At 65.5% G+C, this 19,953-nt stretch carries 11 protein-coding genes; 5 read left to right on the forward strand and 6 right to left on the reverse strand.

The genetic code is table 11. From position 1 onward, the window contains the following. Positions 1-67 precede the first annotated feature (67 nt). Both ACIPG5_RS06155 and recQ read right to left on the reverse strand, forming a co-directional pair. On the reverse strand, positions 68-505 hold the full coding sequence (locus tag ACIPG5_RS06155) for a MarR family transcriptional regulator (RefSeq protein ID WP_176511333.1): 438 nt from the start codon (positions 503-505) through the stop codon (positions 68-70). A 138-nt stretch (positions 506-643) separates the two neighbouring features. Further along, a complete protein-coding gene (gene recQ, locus ACIPG5_RS06160) occupies positions 644-2,788 on the reverse strand; it encodes a DNA helicase RecQ (protein WP_236238385.1) in 2,145 nt (714 codons plus the stop codon). Positions 2,789-3,031: 243 nt separating this feature from the next. Between recQ and ACIPG5_RS06165 the strand changes: the two genes are divergently transcribed. After that, entirely contained in the window at positions 3,032-3,619 is a 588-nt protein-coding gene (locus tag ACIPG5_RS06165) for a YecA family protein (protein WP_176511335.1), read from the forward strand. Positions 3,620-3,626: 7 nt separating this feature from the next. Next, entirely contained in the window at positions 3,627-3,992 is a 366-nt protein-coding gene (locus ACIPG5_RS06170; protein ID WP_176511336.1) for a YbaN family protein, read from the forward strand. A 5-nt stretch (positions 3,993-3,997) separates the two neighbouring features. Here ACIPG5_RS06170 and ACIPG5_RS06175 read toward each other — a convergent pair whose 3' ends face one another. Beyond that, positions 3,998-10,945 (reverse strand): retention module-containing protein, encoded by a 6,948-nt coding sequence (locus ACIPG5_RS06175; protein ID WP_401373817.1) that lies wholly within the window; start codon positions 10,943-10,945, stop codon positions 3,998-4,000. Positions 10,946-11,412: 467 nt separating this feature from the next. Between ACIPG5_RS06175 and ACIPG5_RS06180 the strand changes: the two genes are divergently transcribed. The 3 genes from ACIPG5_RS06180 (at position 11,413) to ACIPG5_RS06190 (ending at position 16,363) form a co-directional block, all read left to right on the forward strand. Continuing rightward, positions 11,413-12,786, forward strand: a complete 1,374-nt coding sequence (locus ACIPG5_RS06180; RefSeq protein ID WP_176517771.1) for a TolC family outer membrane protein — start codon at positions 11,413-11,415, stop codon at positions 12,784-12,786. 76 nt (positions 12,787-12,862) lie between these two features. Further along, positions 12,863-14,998 carry a type I secretion system permease/ATPase gene (locus ACIPG5_RS06185; RefSeq protein ID WP_176517773.1) on the forward strand — a complete coding sequence of 712 codons (2,136 nt, stop codon included), beginning with the start codon at positions 12,863-12,865 and terminating at the stop codon, positions 14,996-14,998. Between the two features lie 9 nt (positions 14,999-15,007). Next, entirely contained in the window at positions 15,008-16,363 is a 1,356-nt protein-coding gene (locus ACIPG5_RS06190) for an HlyD family type I secretion periplasmic adaptor subunit (protein ID WP_176517770.1), read from the forward strand. A gap of 33 nt (positions 16,364-16,396) precedes the next feature. Here the strand turns inward: ACIPG5_RS06190 and ACIPG5_RS06195 are convergent, their stop codons facing one another. From ACIPG5_RS06195 to ACIPG5_RS06205, 3 genes are all read right to left on the reverse strand, one after another. Next, positions 16,397-16,996, reverse strand: coding sequence for a tRNA-uridine aminocarboxypropyltransferase (locus ACIPG5_RS06195; protein ID WP_236193575.1), 600 nt, complete (start codon positions 16,994-16,996; stop codon positions 16,397-16,399). A gap of 332 nt (positions 16,997-17,328) precedes the next feature. After that, positions 17,329-18,894: a PAS domain-containing methyl-accepting chemotaxis protein gene (locus tag ACIPG5_RS06200; protein WP_176517768.1), complete on the reverse strand. Its 1,566-nt coding sequence runs from the start codon at positions 18,892-18,894 to the stop codon at positions 17,329-17,331. Between the two features lie 137 nt (positions 18,895-19,031). After that, positions 19,032-19,925, reverse strand: coding sequence for a LysR family transcriptional regulator (locus ACIPG5_RS06205; RefSeq protein ID WP_176517767.1), 894 nt, complete (start codon positions 19,923-19,925; stop codon positions 19,032-19,034). Positions 19,926-19,953 lie beyond the last annotated feature (28 nt).

Genomic DNA, 19,953 nt, shown 5'->3' on the forward strand with positions numbered 1-19,953 from the left:
GCGGCAATCGCCGGCAAGCCGGCTCCCACAGGGTTTTGCTGCAAACCTTGTGGGCGCCCTCGGTAATTCAGGATTTTTCCAGGTTGGCCAGAATCTTCGCATGCACGCGCATGCACACTTCGAGGTCCGCCTCATCCACCCCGGTAAACAGCTCCAGGCGCAAGGCGTTGGCGATGGTCTCGATCTGCTCGATCAACGGCTTGGCCGGCGGGCACAGGAGGATCTTCTTGGCCCGGCGGTCTTCCATCACCGCCTGGCGGCGTACCAGGCCCTGGTTCTCCAGGCTGTCGAGCAGGCGCGCCAGGGTCGGGCCTTCGACGCCGACGCTCTGGGCCAGCTCACGCTGGGTCGGCGCCTCTTCGAAACGGGCAAGATGCAACAACACCAGCCAGCGCGCCTGGGACAGGTTGAGCCCGGCCAGGCGGCGGTCCAGCTCGGCGCGCCAGCCCCGGGACATCTGGGCCAGCTGCATGCCGAAGCGGTGTTGGTTGTCGGTCAGGGGCATAAGCAACTCATGAACTAGAACTAATTATTAGTCAGCTAACCATGTCCCGTGGCATCAAGCAAGGCTGCCCGCCGCGCAAACGATCCCTATTCGTCAAAAAGGATGACAAAGGTCAGCAGATGTCCGAAATGTCTTCAATTACAGCTCGAACTCCGCTGCCAATGCTGCGCGAATGCAGTACAGCACGCCTTCTGGAACCCGCGCGCCGAACAACGGGGCAATCGCCGATACCGGCGGCAGCTCCCCTTCGCCGTCGAGGAAGGCGTCCTGCACCTCCATCATCAGGTCTTCCGGCAGGTCCAGTGCCTGGTCCAGGCTCAGCTCCTGGCGGCCGATGGCTTCGGCCAGCAGGCTGTAGACGTTCTTCTCGCTGCAGTTGAGCTGGCCGGCGATCTGCGCCGGGGTCATGCCGGCTCGGGCCAGGCTGACCAGTTCGTGGCGCAGGTCGAGCACCACTTTCGGCGCCTCCTCGGTGCCACCGGCGCCATTGAGCACTTCGAGGAAGGCCTGGCCGTAGCGCTCCAGCTTGCGCGCACCCACGCCACTGACCTGGGCCATGTCGCTGAGGCTGGTCGGCTGGCTGCGCAGCATCTCCAGCAAGGTGGAGTCGGGGAAGATGACGTAGGGCGGCACGCTGTGCTCCTCGGCCAGCTTGCGGCGCAAGGTGCGCAGGGCTTCCCAGAGTTCGCGTTCCTCGGCGCGCACCAGCTGGCTGGCCGGGCTGCCGCCGCTGGAAGAGGTCTTGGCCACGGTCTGCGGCTTGAGGTCGCGACGCAGTTGCAGGGCCACCTCGCCACGCAGCAGCGGCCGGCAGCTGTCGGCCAGGCGCAGGCCGCCGTAGCCTTCCAGGTCGATGTCCACCAGGCCGCGCGCCACCAGCTGGCGGAACAGCGAACGCCATTCGGCCTCGGCCAGCGACTTGCCCACGCCGAACACCGAAAGCTTCTCGTGGCCGAAGTTGCGCACCTTTTCGGTGTCCTTGCCCAGCAGCACATCGACCAGGTGGCCCACGCCATAGCGCTGGCCGGTGCGGAACACCGCCGACAGGGCCTGGCGCGCAGGCTCGGTGGCGTCCCAGGTCTGGACCTGGTCGACGCAGTTGTCGCAATGCCCGCAGGGTTGCTCGAGCACTTCGTCGAAATAGGCCAGCAGCGACTGGCGCCGGCAACGCGTCTCCTCGCACAGTGCCAGCATGGCATCGAGCTTGTGCTGCTCGACACGCTTGTGGCGCTCGTCGCCCTCGGAGTTCTGCAACATCTGCTTGAGCATCACCATGTCCTGCAGGCCGTAGGCCATCCAGGCGTCGGACGGCAGGCCATCACGGCCGGCGCGGCCGGTTTCCTGGTAATAGGCTTCCAGCGACTTGGGCAGGTCGAGGTGGGCGACGAAGCGCACGTTGGGCTTGTCGATGCCCATGCCGAAGGCAATGGTCGCGACCATGATCAGCCCTTCCTCGTTGAGGAAGCGGTGCTGGTTGGCGGCCCGCGTTTCGGCGGCCAGGCCGGCGTGATACGGCAGCGCGGGGAAACCCTGCTCGCAAAGGAAGGCTGCGGTCTCGTCGACCTTCTTGCGCGACAGGCAATAGACGATGCCGGCGTTGCCACGGCGCTCGCCGAGGAAGGCCATCAACTGCTTGCGCGGCGCTTCCTTGGGCACGATGCGGTAGAAGATGTTCGGCCGGTCGAAGCTCGACAGGAAACGCTCGGCGCCCTGCAGGTGCAGGCGCTGGACGATTTCTTCGCGGGTACGCATGTCGGCGGTGGCGGTCAGGGCGATGCGCGGCACATGCGGGAACAGCTCGGCCAGTTGACCGAGCTGCAGGTATTCAGGGCGGAAGTCGTGGCCCCATTGCGACACGCAGTGGGCCTCGTCGATGGCGAACAGGGCGATGTCCAGCCCGCGCAGGAACTCCAGCATGCGCGGCTGCACCAGGCGCTCCGGCGCCAGGTACAGCATCTTCACCTCGCCACGGCGCAGGCGTGCGGCCAGGTCGCGCTGCTGTTCGGCGCTCAGGGTGGAGTTCAGCGCCGCGGCGGCAACGCCCAGCTCGTCGAGGGTGGCGACCTGGTCGTCCATCAGCGCGATCAGCGGCGAAACCACCACGGTCAGCCCCGGGCGCAGCAACCCCGGCACCTGGAAGCACAGCGACTTGCCGCCACCGGTAGGCATCAGCACCAGGGCGTCGCCGCCGCTGGCCACGCATTCGATGATCGCTGCCTGGCGCCCACGGAAACTGTCGTAGCCGAAGATATCCTTGAGAACGCGCTGAGCCTGTTCGAGCATGTGCAACTCCAAATCGCCGTACCATCCTGGACACAGGCTGGACGAAAAAACCGCTCCGCACACGCCAAATGCGTAAGCGGCTTTTGCCAGATGGCCGGGAAACCCTGCCCCTGCATGAAAATCGCGGAGTATACCGCAGAGCCGCTTGGCGCAGGATCCCCGGGTGACAGACGTTCCCTTTGCACCGCCGTCGCCGCAAGGTGCTAGAATTCACTATCGTTTATTCCCCAAGGTAGCCCTGTAATGTCCTTCGCCGAGCAACTGACCCGCCTGCAAGCCTTCCTCGACGCCGATGAGCTGCACGAAGAAGCGCTGGACTACGTCGCCGCCCACGGCTACCTGACCGCGCTGTCGATCTGCTCGGAAGACGTCCCCGAGCGTGAATGGATCGACGCGCTGTTCGCCGAAGAGCCCCATTACGCCAGCGATGCCCAGCGCACCGAGATCGAAGCGACCCTGGTAGCGCTCAAGGGCCACATCGCCCGCCAGCTCGCCAGCGACGAAGAATTCGACCTGCCCTGCGAACTGGACCTGACCGAAGAGCCGGACGATTCCGACCTGCGCGGCTGGTGCATCGGTTTCATGGAAGGCGTGTTCCTGCGCGAGGAAGCCTGGTTCGAGAACGCCGAAGAGGAAGTCAGCGAGATGCTGCTGCCGATCATGGTCGGGTCGGGCCTGTTCGACGAACAGCCAGAGTTCGCCGACATCGCCAGCAACGCCAACCTGCAGGACGACATGATCGTGCAGATTCCGGAGGCGCTGAGCGCGCTGTTCCTGCTGCTGCACGCCCCTGAAGAGAAGCCGGCGCTGCTCAAGCCACGCCACCACTGAGCCCGCCGTGCGCTACCTGTTGCTGGCCATCGGCTGGCTCAGCGTCGCGCTGGGGGTGCTGGGGATCTTCCTGCCGGTGTTGCCCACCACCCCTTTCCTGCTACTGGCGGCCGCCTGCTTCGCCCGCAGCTCGCCACGCTTTCACCATTGGCTGGTCAATCACCCGAAGCTCGGGCCGTGGATTGGTGACTACCTCAGTGGCGAAGGTATCCCGCTCAAGGGCAAGGTCTACGCCATCGGCCTGATGTGGGCGAGCATCGGCCTGTCGTGCTACCTGGTACCGCTGTTCTGGGCGCGAGCCTTCATGCTCACCAGCGCGGTGCTGGTGAGCCTGTACATCCTCAGGCAGAAGACCTTGCGCAGGCCTGGCTGATCAGCTCACACCGTGTCCACCTTCAACGAATGATCATTGAGCATGCCGTTGATGATCGTCGCCGTATCATGCCCCGCCGATATCACCCCGCCCGCCCCCGCTGTCACCCCGTAATGCTGGGCCAGATCGACCCCCGCCAGGTCGATGGTCTGCACCGGCGCCGCGCCCGGTGCACTGGCGACCTCGATGGTCGACACCACGTTGGTGCCGGTGCCGCTGACCTTGAAGTGCAGGTAGTCATCCAGCGTGGCCGCCGTGGCATGCTCGCTTTGCAGCAGCTGCGACAGGTCCAGCTTGTCGCTGCCCGGGGTGAAGTCAGTGACCGTGTCGTGGCCGCTGTCACCTTTCTGCCAGACGAAGGTGTCGTTGCCGTTGCCGCCGGTCAGGGTGTCGTTGCCCGGCCCACCGATCAGGATGTCGTTGCCATCGCCGCCCTTGAGCACATCGTTGCCCTTGCCGCCATTGAGCACGTTGTCGCCGCTGTCACCGATCAAGGTGTCGCCATAGTCGGAACCGACCAGGTTGTGGATGCCATTGAAGTTGTGCAGGCCGGCACCGCCGGTGTCCTGGGCACCTTCATGACTGAGGTCGATGGTGACCGCGCCCTTGGCCTGGACGAAATTGGCCGTGTCATGCTCAACCTGGCCAACAGCCCCATGAGTTTCCAGTGAGGCGACATCCATCAGGCTGGAAAGCCCCGCAGCCGCATGGCTGTCGGCTCCCATATCGTGAGCGGCCGGCTGCTGGGCATTGGCGTAGTCGAGCACCAGGCTCAACTTGTAGCTCTCCCCTGCCTTGCCATCATTCACCGGGTTGCTCAGGTGAATGCTGTACACCCCGTCGTGGTTGGCCGTGATGCTGTCGCCGGCGGCGATGGCTTGGTAGCTGCCCCCGGCATCCTTCCATTCCATCACCAGGTTGCCATCCTGCGGCTGGTGGTTCAGCTGCAGGGTCTCACCCTTGTGCAGGCTGACGTTCAGCACCTCCTCGCTGCTGGCCTGGGCGCTGCCCATCGCGCCCAGGTAGCCCAGCACCACCAGCGCCGCCGTCATGCTGCCGGCATCGAAGCTGAACGCGCCGCGGTCCACCATCCGCGTCTCCAGGCCGCGGCCATAGCCATCGCCACATTCGGCGATCGAGTTGTCATGCACGTTGATGGTGATGGTCGTGGTGCTCTCGTCGCCGTCGCCATCGCGGATGGTGTAGACGAACTTGTCGACCGCATCGCGCGGCGCGGCGACATTGGGGTCGGAGTGGTAGACCGCATTGCCCCGGGCATCCAGGGTCAGGTAGCCGTATTGGCCGTACACGTGAGTACCCAGCTGGCCGATGGCCGAGGTGGAGGTATCGCCACCGGCGCGCACACCGACCACGTACCCACAGTCGCTTGGCACATCGGCGCCGATCACATCGTTGGCCAGCACATTGCCGCTGACCTCCTCGCCCTTGGCGACGCTCACGTAGTCGCAGTGGGCCTGGGGCACGTCGTCGACGATGGTGATGTTGACGGTGCTGGTAGTCCAGTTGCCGACCGTGTCCTCCACCCGGTAGGTGAAGGATTCCGTCACCGTATTCGCACCGTCGTTGGCATGCACCGGCGAATTGGCCGGCGACGTCAGCGTGTAGGTGTAGGAACCATCGGCATTCAGGTGAATCTGCCCATACTGGCCGACGGCATTGCCGACCAGGGTGTAGGTCAGCGCCCCGACACCACCGCCGACCTGCCCGACCAGGCTGCCGGAAGCGGTTTCCGCAGTCGAGCATGGCTGGCTGCCGGTGACGCTGCCGGGCGCCAGGTCGTGGCCATCCTGGTTCAGGTCCAGGGCTTTCTCGTACACCGCCACACCCCCGTCGCCACAAGGGTTCAGCGAGTGGTCGTGGACGTTGACGGTAACGGTTGCCGTGCTCTCGTCGCCGTCGGCGTCGCGGATGGTGTAGACGAAGCTGTCGAGTGCATCGCGCGGCGCCACGGCATTGGGGTTGGAGTGGTACTCGGCGTTGCCCCGGGCATCGATGGTCAGGTAGCCGTACTGCCCGTACACCTGGGTGCCCAGCTGGCCGATGGCCGAGGTGGAGGTGTCATGGCCGGCACGCACGCCGACCACGTAGGCGCCATCGCTCAGGGTGTCGGCGCCGACCACGTCGTTGTACATCACGTTGCCGCGCACCACATCACCCTTGCCCACGCTGACGAAGTCGCAGTGGGCCTGCGGCACGTCGTCGACGATGGTGATGGTCACGGTGCTGGTAGTCCAGTTGCCTACGGTGTCTTCCACCCGGTAGGTGAAGGATTCCGTCACCGTATTCGCACCGTCGTTGGCATGGGTCGGCGAATTGGCCGGCGAGGTCAGGGTGTAGGTGTAGGAGCCGTCTGCGTTCAAGTGCATCTGGCCGTAATGGCCTACGGCATTGCCGACCAAGGTGTAGGTCAAGGCGCCCACGCCGCCGGCAACCTGCCCCACCAGGCTGCCATTGGCAGTCTCGCGCGTAGAGCTCGGATCGCTGCCGGTCACGGTGCCGGCAGCCAGGTCGTTGCCGTCCTTGTTCAGGTCCAGCGCGCTTTCGTACACCTTGACCCCACCGTCGGTGCAAGGCTGCAGCGAATGGGTGTGCACGTTGATGGTGACGGTGGTGGTGCTCTCGTCGCCATCGGCGTCGCGGATGGTGTAGACGAAGGTGTCGAGCGCGTCCCTCGGCGCCACGGCATCGGGGTTGGAGTGGTACTCGGCATTGCCCTGGGCGTCGATCGTCAGGTAGCCGTACTGGCCGTGCACCTGGGTGTTGAGCTGGCCGATGGCAGACGTCGAGGTATCGCTGCCGGCGCGCACGCCGACCACGTACTGGCCGTCGCTGGGCACATCGGCACCGACCACGTCGTTGAGCATCACGTTGCCGCGCACCACATCGCCCTTGCCCACGCTGACGTAGTCGCTGTTGGCCGTGGGCACGTCGTCGACGATGGTGATGACGATGCTGCTGGTGGTCGAGTTGCCCTGCGAGTCCTGCACCTGGTAGGTGAAGGTTTCGCTGACCGTGTTGGGTCCATCGTTGGCATGGGTCGGGGAATTGGCCGGCGAGGTCAGGGTGTAGGTGTAGGAGCCGTCGGCATTCAGGTGAATCTGCCCGTATTGCCCCACGGCATTGCCGACCAGGCTGTAGGTCAGTGCGCCGACGCCGCCACTGGTGGAACCCACGAGGGTGCCGGAGGCGGTCTCCTGGGTGGAGTTCGGGTCGCTGCCCGTGACACTGCCGGCCGCGAGGTCGTTGCCATCCTTGTGCAGGTCCAGCGCCTTCTCGTAGACGGTGACGTCGTGGTCTTCGCAGGCCATCAGTGCCGTGTGCACGTTGATGGTGATGGTGGCGGTGCTCTCGTCGCCATCGGCATCGCGGATGGTGTAGACGAAGGTGTCGACGGCATCGCGCGGCGAATTGATGTTGGGGTTGGAGTGGTACTCGGCGTTGCCCTGGGCGTCGATGGTCAGGTAGCCGTACTGGCCGTTGACCTGCATGTTGAGCTGGCCGATGGCCGAGGTGGAGGTGTCATGGCCGGCACGCACGCCAACCACATACTGGCCGTCGCTGCGCACATCGGCGCCGACCACGTCGTTGAGCATCACGTTGCCGCGCACCACATCGCCCTTGGCCACGCTGGCGTAGTCGCAGTGGGCCGTGGGCACGTCGTCGACGATGGTGATGACGATGCTGCTGGTGGTCGAATTGCCGAGAGAATCCTGCACCTGGTAGGTGAAGGTTTCGGTCACGGTGTTCGGGCCGTCGTTGGCATGGGTCGGGGAATTGGCCGGCGAGGTCAGGGTGTAGGTGTAGGAGCCGTCGGCATTCAGGTGAATCTGCCCATATTGGCCCACGGCATTGCCGACCAGGCTGTAGGTCAGTGCGCCGACGCCGCCACTGGTCGAGCCCACCAACGTGCCACTGGCCGTTTCGCGGGGTGAATCCGGGTTGCTGCCGGTGACGCTGCCGGCGGCCAGGTCGTTGCCATCCTTGTGCAGGTCCAGCGCGTTCTCGTAGACGGTGACGTCGCGATCCACGCAAGCCATCAGGCCGTTGTGCACGTTGATAGTGATGGTGGTAGTGCTCTCGTCGCCATCGGCATCGCGGATGGTGTAGACGAAGGTGTCGAGGGCATCGCGCGGCGAGGCGATGTTGGGGTTGGAGTGGTACTCGGCGTTGCCCTGGGCGTCGATGGTCAGGTAGCCGTACTGGCCATTGACCTGGGTGTTGAGCTGGCCGATGGCAGACGTCGAGGTGTCGCTGCCGGCACGCACGCCGACCACATACTGGCCGTCGCTGCGCACATCGGCGCCGACCACATCGTTGTACATCACGTTGCCGCGCACCACATCGCCCTTGGCCACGCTCACGTAGTCGCTGTTGGCCGTGGGCACATCGTCGACGATGGTGATGACGATGGTGCTGGTGGTGGAGTTGCCGAGCGAATCCTGCACCTGGTAGGTGAAGGTTTCGGTGACCGTGTTGGGCCCATCGTTGGCATGGGTCGGCGAATTCGCCGGCGAGGTCAGGGTATAGGTGTAGGTGCCGTCGGCATTCAGGTGGATCTGCCCGTACTGGCCAGTCGCATTGCCGACCAGGCTGTAGGTCAGCGCGCCGACACCACCACTGGCCGAACCGACCAACGTGCCGGAAGCGGTTTCCTGGGTGGAGTTCGGGTCACTGCCGGTGACCGTGCCGGCGGCCAGGTCGTTGCCATCCTTGTGCAGGTCCAGGGCTTTTTCGTACACGGTGACATCACGATCCTCACACGCCATCAGGCCGTTGTGCACGTTGATGGTGAGGGTGGTGGTGCTCTCGTCGCCATCGGCATCGCGGATGGTGTAGACGAAGGTGTCGAGGGCATCGCGCGGCGAGGCGATGTTGGGGTTGGAGTGGTACTCGGCGTTGCCCTGGGCATCGATGGTCAGGTAGCCGTACTGGCCGTTGACCTGCATGTTGAGTTGCCCTTGCGCCGAGGACGACGTATCGCTGCCAGCGCGCACGCCGACCACGTACTGGCCATCGCCACGGGTATCGGCGCCGACCACGTCGTTGTACATCACGTTGCCGCGCACCACATCGCCCTTGGCCACGCTGACGTAGTCGCTGTTGGCCGTCGGCACGTCGTCGACGATGCTCACGTGCAGGCTGCCATTGGCCATGCTGCCGTCGATGTCCTGGGCGACCACCTGGAACTGCTCGCTGATGCTGTTGCTGCCCTGGCCTGCAGGGTGCTGCTCGCTGCCCACCAGGGTATAGCTGTAGCTCACCACGCCCGTGCTCGGGTCATAGCCGGTGATCGTCAGGGTATTGCCTTCGGCGGTGACGATCGACTGCGGGAAGCCCGCCGCCACACCGCCACTGACCACGCTGATGCCACCCACGGTCAGGCTCTGCAGGCCATCCGCTGCGGTCACCTTGAACGTGCCGTGCTGGGTCAGGGCGCTGGCATCGGGGGCGCTGCCGTCGTGCAGGTTCTTTTCGTAGACGGTGAGGCTGCCGCCCTGCGCATCGAGGCCATCGAGGTGCACGGGGTCGTCGAGGTTGCTGATGTTCAGGGTCAGGGTCGCGCTGCTGGTGTCGCCGTCGGCGTCCTTGATGGTGTAGGTGAAGGTTTCCACCCCATGGCCGCCACCGCCCAGGTTCTTGAAGTCCGGGTCGTTGACATCGAGGGTGTAGGTGTAGGAACCGTCCGCGGCCAGCACCAACGTGCCGTAGGTACCGGTAAAGGTGCCGGCGATCACCGGGCCGCCCGGCACTCGGTCGGCGCCCTGGATGTCGTTGCTCAGCACATTGCCGGTCAGCTCCACATGCTGCTCGGTGGCCTGCACCGGGTTGCTGTCATCCACTGCCCGGGGTACGTCGTCGCGGATGGTGATCACCAGTGTGCCCTGGGCGGCGTCGCCGTCGGGGTCGCTGGCCATCACCGGCAGGTTCTCGTTCAGCGCATTGGTGCCTGCGCCATCGGGATGCTGCTCGGCGCCGGTGAGGGTGTAGCTGTAGGTCACCACCCCGGTCGCCGGGTCGAAGCCGAGGATGGTCAGGGTATTGCCAAGGCCGGTAGTGATCGATTGGCCGACACCGGTGACCACACCGCCAGTCACCACGTTGATGCCGCCCACACTCAGGTTGAACACGCCGTCCGGGGCCACCACGGTGAAGCTGCCGTGCTGGGTCAGGGCCGCCGGGTTGCTTGCCGAGCCCAGGGGCAGGTTGGCTTCGTCAAGGCCAGGGTCGCCGGGATCGAGCGTCAGCCCGTGCAACTCGACCGGGTGGTTTTCATCGATCGGCGTTACCGGTGGGTTGGGGTCCACCGGCGGGTTGGGATCGACCGGCGGCTTGGTGTCCACCGGCGGCGTCGGCTGCTCAGGTTGCAGGCCGCTGTCCGGGCCGGTGATCTCGCCGCCGGCCCCGGGCAGCCCGCGGCTGTGGTCGCGCAGATCGCCAACTTCACGCTCGACCAGATCGGGGATGCCATTGAAGCCGGCCGTGGGGAAGCCCACCTGCGGGTCGACCCGCGCCGCCACCTCGGTGAGCAGGACAAAACTGTGCCCGCCGCCCAGCGCGCCCGGGGCGCTGCCCGCGTTGGGCCCGGCGGCGGGGGCTTCGCCGACGTCGCTGGGGTCGGCACCGGCGGCAATCGCCTGCAGGATCCGCGCCACGTCGCTCAGTTGCGCGTCGCTTGGGGCGCCGTCGTGGGTCTGGGTGTGAGGGGCCTGGCCGGCCAGCAGGTCGGGGGTCATCTGCAGGCTGCTGTCGCGCCCCAGGGTCAGCTCTGCACCATTGTGCAAGTGCACCGCCACCGCACCGGCGGCACCGGTCTGCAACTGTTCGCCCGCGAACAGGCGGTCGCCTTCGATCAACAGGCGGCGAGTGCCGTCCTCGGCAACGGCAAACACCTGACCAACCACCTTGCTGACCACACCGATTAGCTTAGCCATGAGCGCACGCCTCCCCTTACCGATTGGCTTGTCAGCCAATGACGTCGCGGGTGGCGGCTCAGCGCCTGGAAAGCGAGTGTCTCAACACTGAGAATCGGGCTCTCCAGCTACTCCTTCGGCGATAGAGGTAATGTAATTGGGCCATCAGTCGATGCCAAATTATTGTCGCCAAATTACGCTTTTACCTGTTCATCCCGCGTCCTTAGCTGTAAAAAATCTGGAACTCTTGCGGACGCTTGAAAACCGCGTCCTCCAGCGGCTTCCAAATTTACCTGAATGAAACAATGTCTTGGTTTCGATAGACCGCATAAGTTTTTTTTCGCATATCTCTTATGAAAAAATCTTCTTAGCTCGCGCGTTAAATGTTCTTAGCTCTGTTGTTACAAACATGAAACGGTTTGAATGCCTTTTATCGTCACTTTTTTGACGAACAGCAGCACCTTTTAAAGACCAGGGAGAAGTACCCCATGCGCGTTTTCAACCCCATCACCAGTGCAATTCTGTTGGCCATGGCGTGCGCCAACGTTCAGGCGATGTCACTCAACGAAGCCGTCCAGAACGCCGTGGACCATCACCCGGAGATCAGCGCCAGCCGCAACAGCCGGCTGTCGGCCGACGAAGACGTGAAATTCGCGCGTGGCGGTTACTACCCCTCAGTGGACCTGGTTGCCGGCTATGGCCGCCAGCGCTCGGACAACCTCAACACCCGCACCGTGAACCCCGACGGCACTAGCAACCACGGCAAGGAAACCCTCAACTACACCCAGTCGGAACTGCGCCTGCGGCAGATGCTGTTCGACGGCTTCAACACCCCTAACGAAGTCGGCCGCACCGAAGCGGTGGTCAACTCGCGCGCCTACTACACCCAGGCCACTGCCGAAACCGTGGCCCTGCGCGCCATCGAGGTGTACCTGGAAGTACTCAAGCGCCGTGAGCTGGTGACCCTGGCCAAGAACAACCTGCAAGCGCACATGCGCGTCAACGACCAGATCGGCCTGCGCAGCGAGCGCGGCGTGGGCAGCACCGCCGACCTCGACCAGTCCCGCGCCCGTCGCGCCCTGGCAGAAAACAACCTGGACACCGCCGAAGTCGACCTGGCCGACGCCGAGGCCAACTTCTACAGCGTGGTCGGGCGCATGCCCGACGAGCTGGAAGCCCCGGTCACGATCAAGGGCGAAGTGCCCACCGGCCTCGACCTGGCGCGCCAGGGCATGCTGGAAAACAACCCCTACCTGAAATCGGCCCAGGCCGACGTCAACGCTGCCGAGCAGCAGTACGAAGTGGCCAAGTCGCCCTTCTACCCGCGCCTGGATGCGGTGCTGGCCACCGGTGCCAACAACAACCTGGGCGGCGAGAAAGGCCACAGCAACAACGACTGGCAAGCCGGCGTCGAGCTCAACTACAACCTGTTCCGCGGCGGCAGTGACAAGGCTCGCCTGCAGTCGGACGCGCACAAGATCAACCAGGCCATGGACGTGCGTAACAACGCCCTGCGCGAGCTGACCGAAAACCTCAGCCTGGCCTGGAACGCCATGAACAACGCGCGCAAGCAAACCCCGACTGCCCGCGAATATGCCGAAACCACCCAACGTGTACGCGCCGCCTACCAGGACCAGTTCGGCCTCGGCCAACGCACCCTGCTCGACGTGCTCGACAGCGAAAACGAGCTGTACAACGCCAACCGCCGCTACACCGAAGTGCGCTACACCGAGGAGTTCTCGATGTACCGGGTGCTGGCGACCATGGGCGAGCTGCTGAGCAAGCAGCGCGTTTCGCTGCCGCCCGAAGCCATTGCCCAGAGTGAAGTGCGCAACCAGGCCAAGCTGCCCGACATGCGCTGATCACCCGGCGCGGCAGGCGCGCGCACCCAGCGTCACACCCCATCCACCGAGGCGGGAGTAGTTCATCGTGACCAGTATGCAAAGTGCGCAGCCGCGCCCCGATGTCGATGACCCGCTGCTCGATGGTTTGCTGATCCTGTGCCGCCTGCATGGCTGCCCGGCCAGCCGCGCCAGCCTCAGCAGCGGCCTGCCCCTGGCCCAGCAACGCCTGGGCGCAGACCTGCTGCCCCGGGCGGCCGCCCGCGCCGGCCTGCAAGGGCGCGTGCTGGCCCGTGAGCTGGAGGCCATCTCGGCGCTGAACCTGCCGGTACTGCTGCTGCTCAACGATGGCCGCAGCGCCGTGCTGCAGCGCTGGGGCGAGGATGGCCGGGCGCTGGTGCTGCCGTGCGAGGCCGGCGGCGGCGAGCAGTGGCTCGAACGCGAGGCACTGGCCCAGGCCTACAGCGGGCACGCCCTGTTCGCACGGCCACGGCACACCCTGGAGAACCTGCGCGCACCGCTGCTGCCGCGGGTCGATGCCTGGTTCCGCGACACCCTGCGCCATTCCCGCTGGCTGTACGGCGATGCCCTGCTGGCCAGCCTGCTGATCAACCTGCTGGGCCTGATGGTGCCGCTGTTCGTCATGCAGACCTACGACCGCGTGGTGCCCAACCAGGCACTCTCGACCTTGTGGATGCTGGTTGCCGGCCTGTTCATCGGCACCGCCTTCGAACTGGTGCTGCGCATGGTCCGCGCGCACTTGCTGGACCAGGCCGGCAAGAAGACCGACCTGATCCTCTCCGCCACCCTGTTCGAGCGCATCACCGGCATGGCCATGAAGGCCAAGCCCGCCACCATCGGCGGCTTCGCCCAGAGCATCCACGACTTCCAGGGCCTGCGCGAATTCCTCACCGCCGTGACCCTGACCAGCATCATCGACCTGCCGTTCGTGGCCCTGATGCTGCTGGTGATCGGCCTGCTCGGTGGCTGGCTGGTGCTGATCCCGCTGATCGCCTTCCCCCTGGCAGTGGGCTTCGCCCTGCTGATCCAGGCGCGCCTGCGCGACACCGTGGAAAAAAGCCTGAGCCTCGGCGCCGTGCGCCAGGCGCTGCTGATCGAAACCCTCGGCGGCCTGGAAACCCTCAAGGCCTGCGGCGCCGAGAGCGAGCGCCAATACCAGTGGGAACACACCAACGGCGCCATCGCCCGGCTCGACGCCCACGCCCGCAACTTGTCGTCGCTGGCCAGCAACGGCACCTTGTTCATCCAGCAGTTCTGCGGCATGGCCACCATCGTCGCCGGGGTGTACAGCATCATCGCCGGCAACCTCAGCGTCGGCGCCCTGGTCGCCAGCTACATGCTCGGCAGCCGCGTGCTGGCCCCGCTTGGCCAGATCGCCGGGCTGATCACCCGCTACCAGCAAGCACAACTGACCATGCGCAGCACCGACGCGCTGATGGCCCTGCCCCAGGAGCGCCAGGCCGAACAGCAGGCGCTGGAGCACACCGCGCTCAAGGGCGGCCTGGCCCTGAGCCATGTCAGCTTCCGCTACCCCGGGCAAACCAGCCCGGCGCTGCAGGACGTGACCCTGGCCATCAAGCCCGGCGAGCGCATCGGCATCATCGGCCGCAGCGGCTCGGGCAAGAGCACCCTGGGCCGGCTGCTGATGGGCTTTCATCACCCCGATGACGGCCAGGTCCTGCTCGACAACCTCGACCTGCGCCAACTGGACATCGCCGACCTGCGCAGCCAGCTCGGCTACGTCGCCCACGACCTGCCGCTGCTGGCCGGCAGCCTGCGCGACAACCTGACCCTGGGCGCCCGCCACATCAGCGATGCGCGCATGCTCGAAGTGGCCGAGCTGACCGGCGTCAGCGAGCTGGCCCGGCAGCACCCGCACGGCTTCGAGCGCCCGGTGGGCGAGCGCGGCCAGCTGCTATCCGGCGGCCAGCGCCAGGCGGTGCTGCTGGCCCGGGCGCTGCTGCTGGAGCCGCCGATCCTGATCCTCGACGAACCCACCAGCCACATGGACAACAGCAGCGAAGAACAACTGCGCCAGCGCCTGTCGGCCTGGGTACCAGGCAAGACCCTGCTGCTGGTGACCCACCGCACCTCGATGCTCAGCCTGGTGGACCGGCTGCTGGTGCTGGACAACGGCAAGATCGTCGCCGACGGGCCGAAGGATTCGGTCATCGACGCCCTGCGCAAGGGCCGCATCGGCGCGGCGCTCTAGGAGGTTTGCATGTCCATCGGCCACAACGTGCGCAGTACCCACACAGGTTCCGACAAGCGCGCCGAGCGCGACTACATGCCGGAGCTGGCCGGCGCCACCCTGCAGGACTCGCCACGCCTGTCGCGCCTGACCGTGTGGCTGGCGGCGGCGCTGCTGCTGGTGGCGCTGGTCTGGGCGAGCCTGGCGAGGCTCGACGAGGTGACCGTCGGCGAAGGCAAGGCGATCCCTTCGAGCAAGGTCCAGGTGGTGCAGAACCTGGAAGGCGGCATCGTCACCGAAATCTTCGTGCGCGAAGGGCAGATGGTGGAAAAAGGCGCCACCCTGCTGCGCCTGGATGACACCCGCTTCAAGTCCAACAAGGGCGAAAGCGAAGCCGACCGCTATGCCTTGACCGCCCAGGTGGAGCGGCTGTCGGCCGAAGCCGAAGGCCGCCCGTTCGTGCTGTCTGACGAAGTGCGCGCCAAGGCGCCGCAGGTGGCCGAGGACGAAACCTCCCTGTACGACTCGCGCCAGCGCCGGCTGGCCAGCGAAAAGCAGACCCTCAACGAACAGCTGCGGCAAAAGACCCAGGAGCTGGCCGAATTCCGCTCCAAGGTTGATCAGTACCGCTCGGCGGTGGGCCTGCTGCAGCAGGAGCTGGACATGTCCTCGCCGCTGGTGAGCAAGGGCGCCATCTCGCCGGTGGAGATACTGCGCCTCAAGCAGCGCACGGTCGAAGCCCGCGGCCAGCTCAACGCCACCAGCCTGGCCATCCCCCGGGCCGAGGCGGCGGTGGCGGAGATCCGCAGCAAGATCCAGGAGTCCGACGCGAGCTTCCGCTCCGACGCGGCCAAGGAACTCAACGACAAGCGCACCGAGCTTTCCAAGATCACCGCCACCAGCATCGCCATCGACGACCGGGTCAACCGCACCACGGTGGTGTCGCCGGTACGCGGCATCGTCAAGCTGCTCAAGGTCAACACCATCGGCGGCGTGGTGCAGCCGGGCAGTGACCTGGTGGAGATCGTGCCGATCGAGGACAACCTGCTGATCGAGGCCAAGGTGCGCCCGCAGGATGTGGCGTTCCTGCACCCAGGGCAGCCGGCGATGGTCAAGTTCAGTGCCTACGACTACACCATCTACGGCGGGCTCAAGGCCAAGCTCGAGCTGATCAGTGCCGATACCGTCACCGACGACAAGGGCAATGCGTTCTACCTGATCCAGGTGCGCACCGAGAAGAACCACCTGGGCGGGGACAACAAGCCGCTGCTGATCATCCCGGGGATGGTGGCCACGGTGGATATCATCACCGGGCAGAAGAGCGTGCTGGATTACCTGCTCAAGCCGGTGCTCAAGGCCCGGACCGAGGCACTGCGCGAGCGTTGAGTGGCCTGTGCCGGCGATGAGGCCATATCAGGCCTAACCATCACCATGGTTACGCTCGAACGTCTCAAGCCCCATGGCCTTGATCTGCCCCTCGATCAATGCCTCGAACGGCCGCAGCAGCGCATCGAAACTGGCTGGCTGCTCCAGCACATTCAACGCCTGCACTACCGCTTCGAGGGTCGACACCGCCCCCGGCTCCGGCGCCTTGCGCAGTCGATAGCGCGAGGGTGCCAGCTGGCCCAGCGTCACCCTGGGCAACGCCGCCAGCAGCGGGTTCAGATACAGCATCTTGCGCGCCTTGCGCCAGGTGCCATCGGGCACGATCAACAGCAGCGGGGTGTCATCCGCTTCGCCATAGGCGGTCAGTACCTGGGCTTGATCGCCTGGGAATAGCAGTACCGGCCGATATCCCGGGGTGCCCAGTAACTCGTCGAGGTCATCGAACACCTCGCCGATGCGCAATTGGGCATTGACCAGGCCAAGCGCGGCCAGGCGGGCGGTGTTCAAGGCGTGGGCGGTTTCACTGGGGTGCTGCAACAGGACCACGCGGGTGCGGCTGTCGAGGGTGGGGATCAGTGGGCAAAGGCAGTGATCGAGCGGGCGCTGGCAGCGTTCGCAGCGGGGTCTGGGCATGGGGCTCTCCTTACGGGGCGCAGTTTGCCACAGAGCGGTGGGGCTGCGGGGGCTCGGCTGGTGTGCGATGTCGTCCTGTCGATCGAGCGCCGCCCGCGCGGCGCATCGCGGATAAATCCGCTCCTACATTTGTTGCAACGTACCTATGCCTGATAGGCCATGGTTGTGAGCCTTGTTTGTACGACGCCATTTCTCGGCGGGCGCCGAAGGCGGGCAACCATGGCCTGGCAGACCGCGGCACGTTGCAACAAATGTGGGAGCGGATTTATCCGCGATGCGCCGCGCGGGCGGCGCTCGATCTCAACATCAACACCAAACTCCCGGCTAACCCCTCAGCGATTGAACCGCTCCGCCAGGCTGTGCAGGTACTCGGCCATGCGCTCGAGGTCCTGGCTGATTTGCGCCCCTTGCTTGGCCTGCCCCGCACTCTGATCGCACAGCTGGGCAATGCGCACGATCTGCTGGTTGATGTCTTCGGCCACGTGGCTCTGCTGCTCCGAGGCGGTCGCCATCTGCTGGCTCATGCCGGTGATGCGGCTCACCGCCTGGGCGATACCCGCCAGCGCCGATTGCACCGCCTCGACGCTCTGCACGCTGTCGCGGGAAATCTGCTCGCCGCGGTTGGCCGTGCTCACCGCATGCTCGGCACCGCTGCGCAGCGAGGCGATGATCTGGTGGATTTCTTCGGTGGAGGTGCGCGTGCGCTGGGCCAGCGAGCGCACCTCGTCGGCCACCACCGCAAAACCCCTGCCCTGCTCACCCGCCCGCGCCGCCTCGATCGCGGCATTGAGCGCCAGCAGGTTGGTCTGCTCGGCGATCGAGGTGATGGTATCGACCACGCTGCCGATCGACTGGGTCTGCTCGGCCAGGGCATTGACCGCCTGGCCGATGTCGTTCACCGCCTCGCTCATGCTGCCCATGGCCTTGAGGCTCTGCTGCGCCAGCTCGCTGCCGTGCTGGGCGAGCTGGTCGGCATCGCCTGCAGCATGCGCCGTGCTCTGCACGTTGTGCGTGACTTCCTGGATGGTCGCCGCCATTTGCGCGATGGCCGTGGCCGATTGGTCGGTCTCGCTGCGCTGGCGGTCGAGCATCTGGGCCTGAGCATCGGACAAGCCGGCCGACTGCGCAGCCCGCGATTTCACCCCGATACCCGCATCCACCAGGCGGGTCAGCGCCGTTTGCAGGCGGGCTTCCTCGCTGATGATCGCCAGGTCGAGCTGGCCGCGCAGGCCCGGGTTGTCGCTGTAGGTCAGGGCCACCAGCGGGCTGGTGAAGGCCTTGGGGTGTTCGGCGAGGGTGCGGCGGATGGCCTGGCTCTGGCGGTTCTCGACCAGGTACCAGGCCACCAGCAGGCTGGCCATCAGCACGCCCAGCGCCGCATAGGCCGGCAACCACAGGTAAGCCGCCGCAGACAGCAGCCCGGCGCCGATCAACGGCCAGCCCTGCCCCAGGCCATGCCCCGCGCGGGCCGCCCATGGCACTGCCGGGCGCCCGCCGCGCAACCGCGCATACAGTGCTTCGGCGCGGCGGATCTGCTCGCGGCTGGGCACCGACCGCACCGACTCGTAGCCGCTGATGCGGCCGTTCTCGTAGATGGCGGTGACGTAGGCGCTGACCCAGTAGAAGTCGCCGTTCTTGGCGCGGTTCTTGACCACGCCCATCCACGGCTTGCCCTGCTTGATGGTCTCCCACATATGGCCGAACACCGACGGCGGCATGTCGGGGTGGCGCACCAGGTTGTGGGTTTGGCCGACCAGCTCGTCGTAGGTGAACCCGCTGATGGCCACGAACGCGTCGTTGCAATAGGTGATGCGGCTGTTGAGGTCGGTGGTGGAAATCAGACGCTGGTCGCTGGAAAACGTTCTTTCGTGCTCCGTGACAGGCAAATTCATGCGCATCTGGGCTGTCCTTGCTTGTATAGATGAGGGGAAAAATCATCAAGGCAAGTAAAGGTTTAGCAGAACGCCAGTACGAATGAGGTCAGGTTTTGTCGCGCAGTGGGTTCTCCCGACGGAATGCCCACTACCGGCCAAAGTCAGCCGACGTTGAGCTGGCTCTTGAGTAGGTCGCGGAAGGTCTGGATCAACGGTTCACGGCTACGGCCGCGGCGGATGATCAATGAAAATGGCGCCTGATAGCCGAAAGTCGCCGGAGAAAGCACGCGCAAGTCGCCCTTGTCGACCCAGGCCTGGGCGTAGTGTTCGGGCAGGTAGCCGATATAGGCGCCGGACAGGATCAGGATCAACTGCGCCTCCATGCTCTCCACCGTCGCCGCACTGTGCTTGAAGCCATGCCGGGCCAGCTCCGCCTGGCTCCAGTAACCGCGCCCGACCATGCGCTGCTGGGTGACCACAGGCTCCGGGATGCGCCGCTCGGCGTACAAGGGGTGGCGGCTGCTGCAGTACAGCCAGTGCTGCTCGCGGTACAGCGGCTGATAGACCAGGCCGCTCATGCGCGAGGAGAACGCACCGATGGCCAGGTCGAGGCGGTTGTCCTGCACGCCAAGCTGCAGTTCGTAAGGGCTGGACACCGACAGGTGCAGGTGCACCGCCGGGTGTTCCTGGCTGTAGGCGCCGATGGCCTCGGCCAAGGGCAGCGCCCGGTCGCCGACCGTGGAGTCGATCACCCCGAGGTTGAGCGTGCCGCGCAACTCGCCCTTGAGCGCGGCGGCGTACTGCTCGAAACCATCCAGCTCGGCCAGCAGGCGCAAGGTCTCCTGGTGAAACAGCTCGCCCTTGCTGGTCAGGCTGAAACCGCCGCGCCCGCGGTGGCACAGGACAATGCCCAGCGCCCCTTCGAGCTGGCTCATGTAGGTGCTGATGGCCGAAGTCGACAGGTTGAGCTCGCGCTGGGCATTGGCGAAGCCCTGGTGGCGCACCACGCTGATGAAGATGCGCAGCAGTTTCAGGTCGGGCAGGGTCGAGGCCATGGTGCAACGGTTCCGCAGGGTGGATTGC

Origin of the sequence: Pseudomonas sp. NPDC087029, from assembly GCF_044745345.1 — a bacterium.
Lineage (GTDB): Bacteria > Pseudomonadota > Gammaproteobacteria > Pseudomonadales > Pseudomonadaceae > Aquipseudomonas > Aquipseudomonas faucium.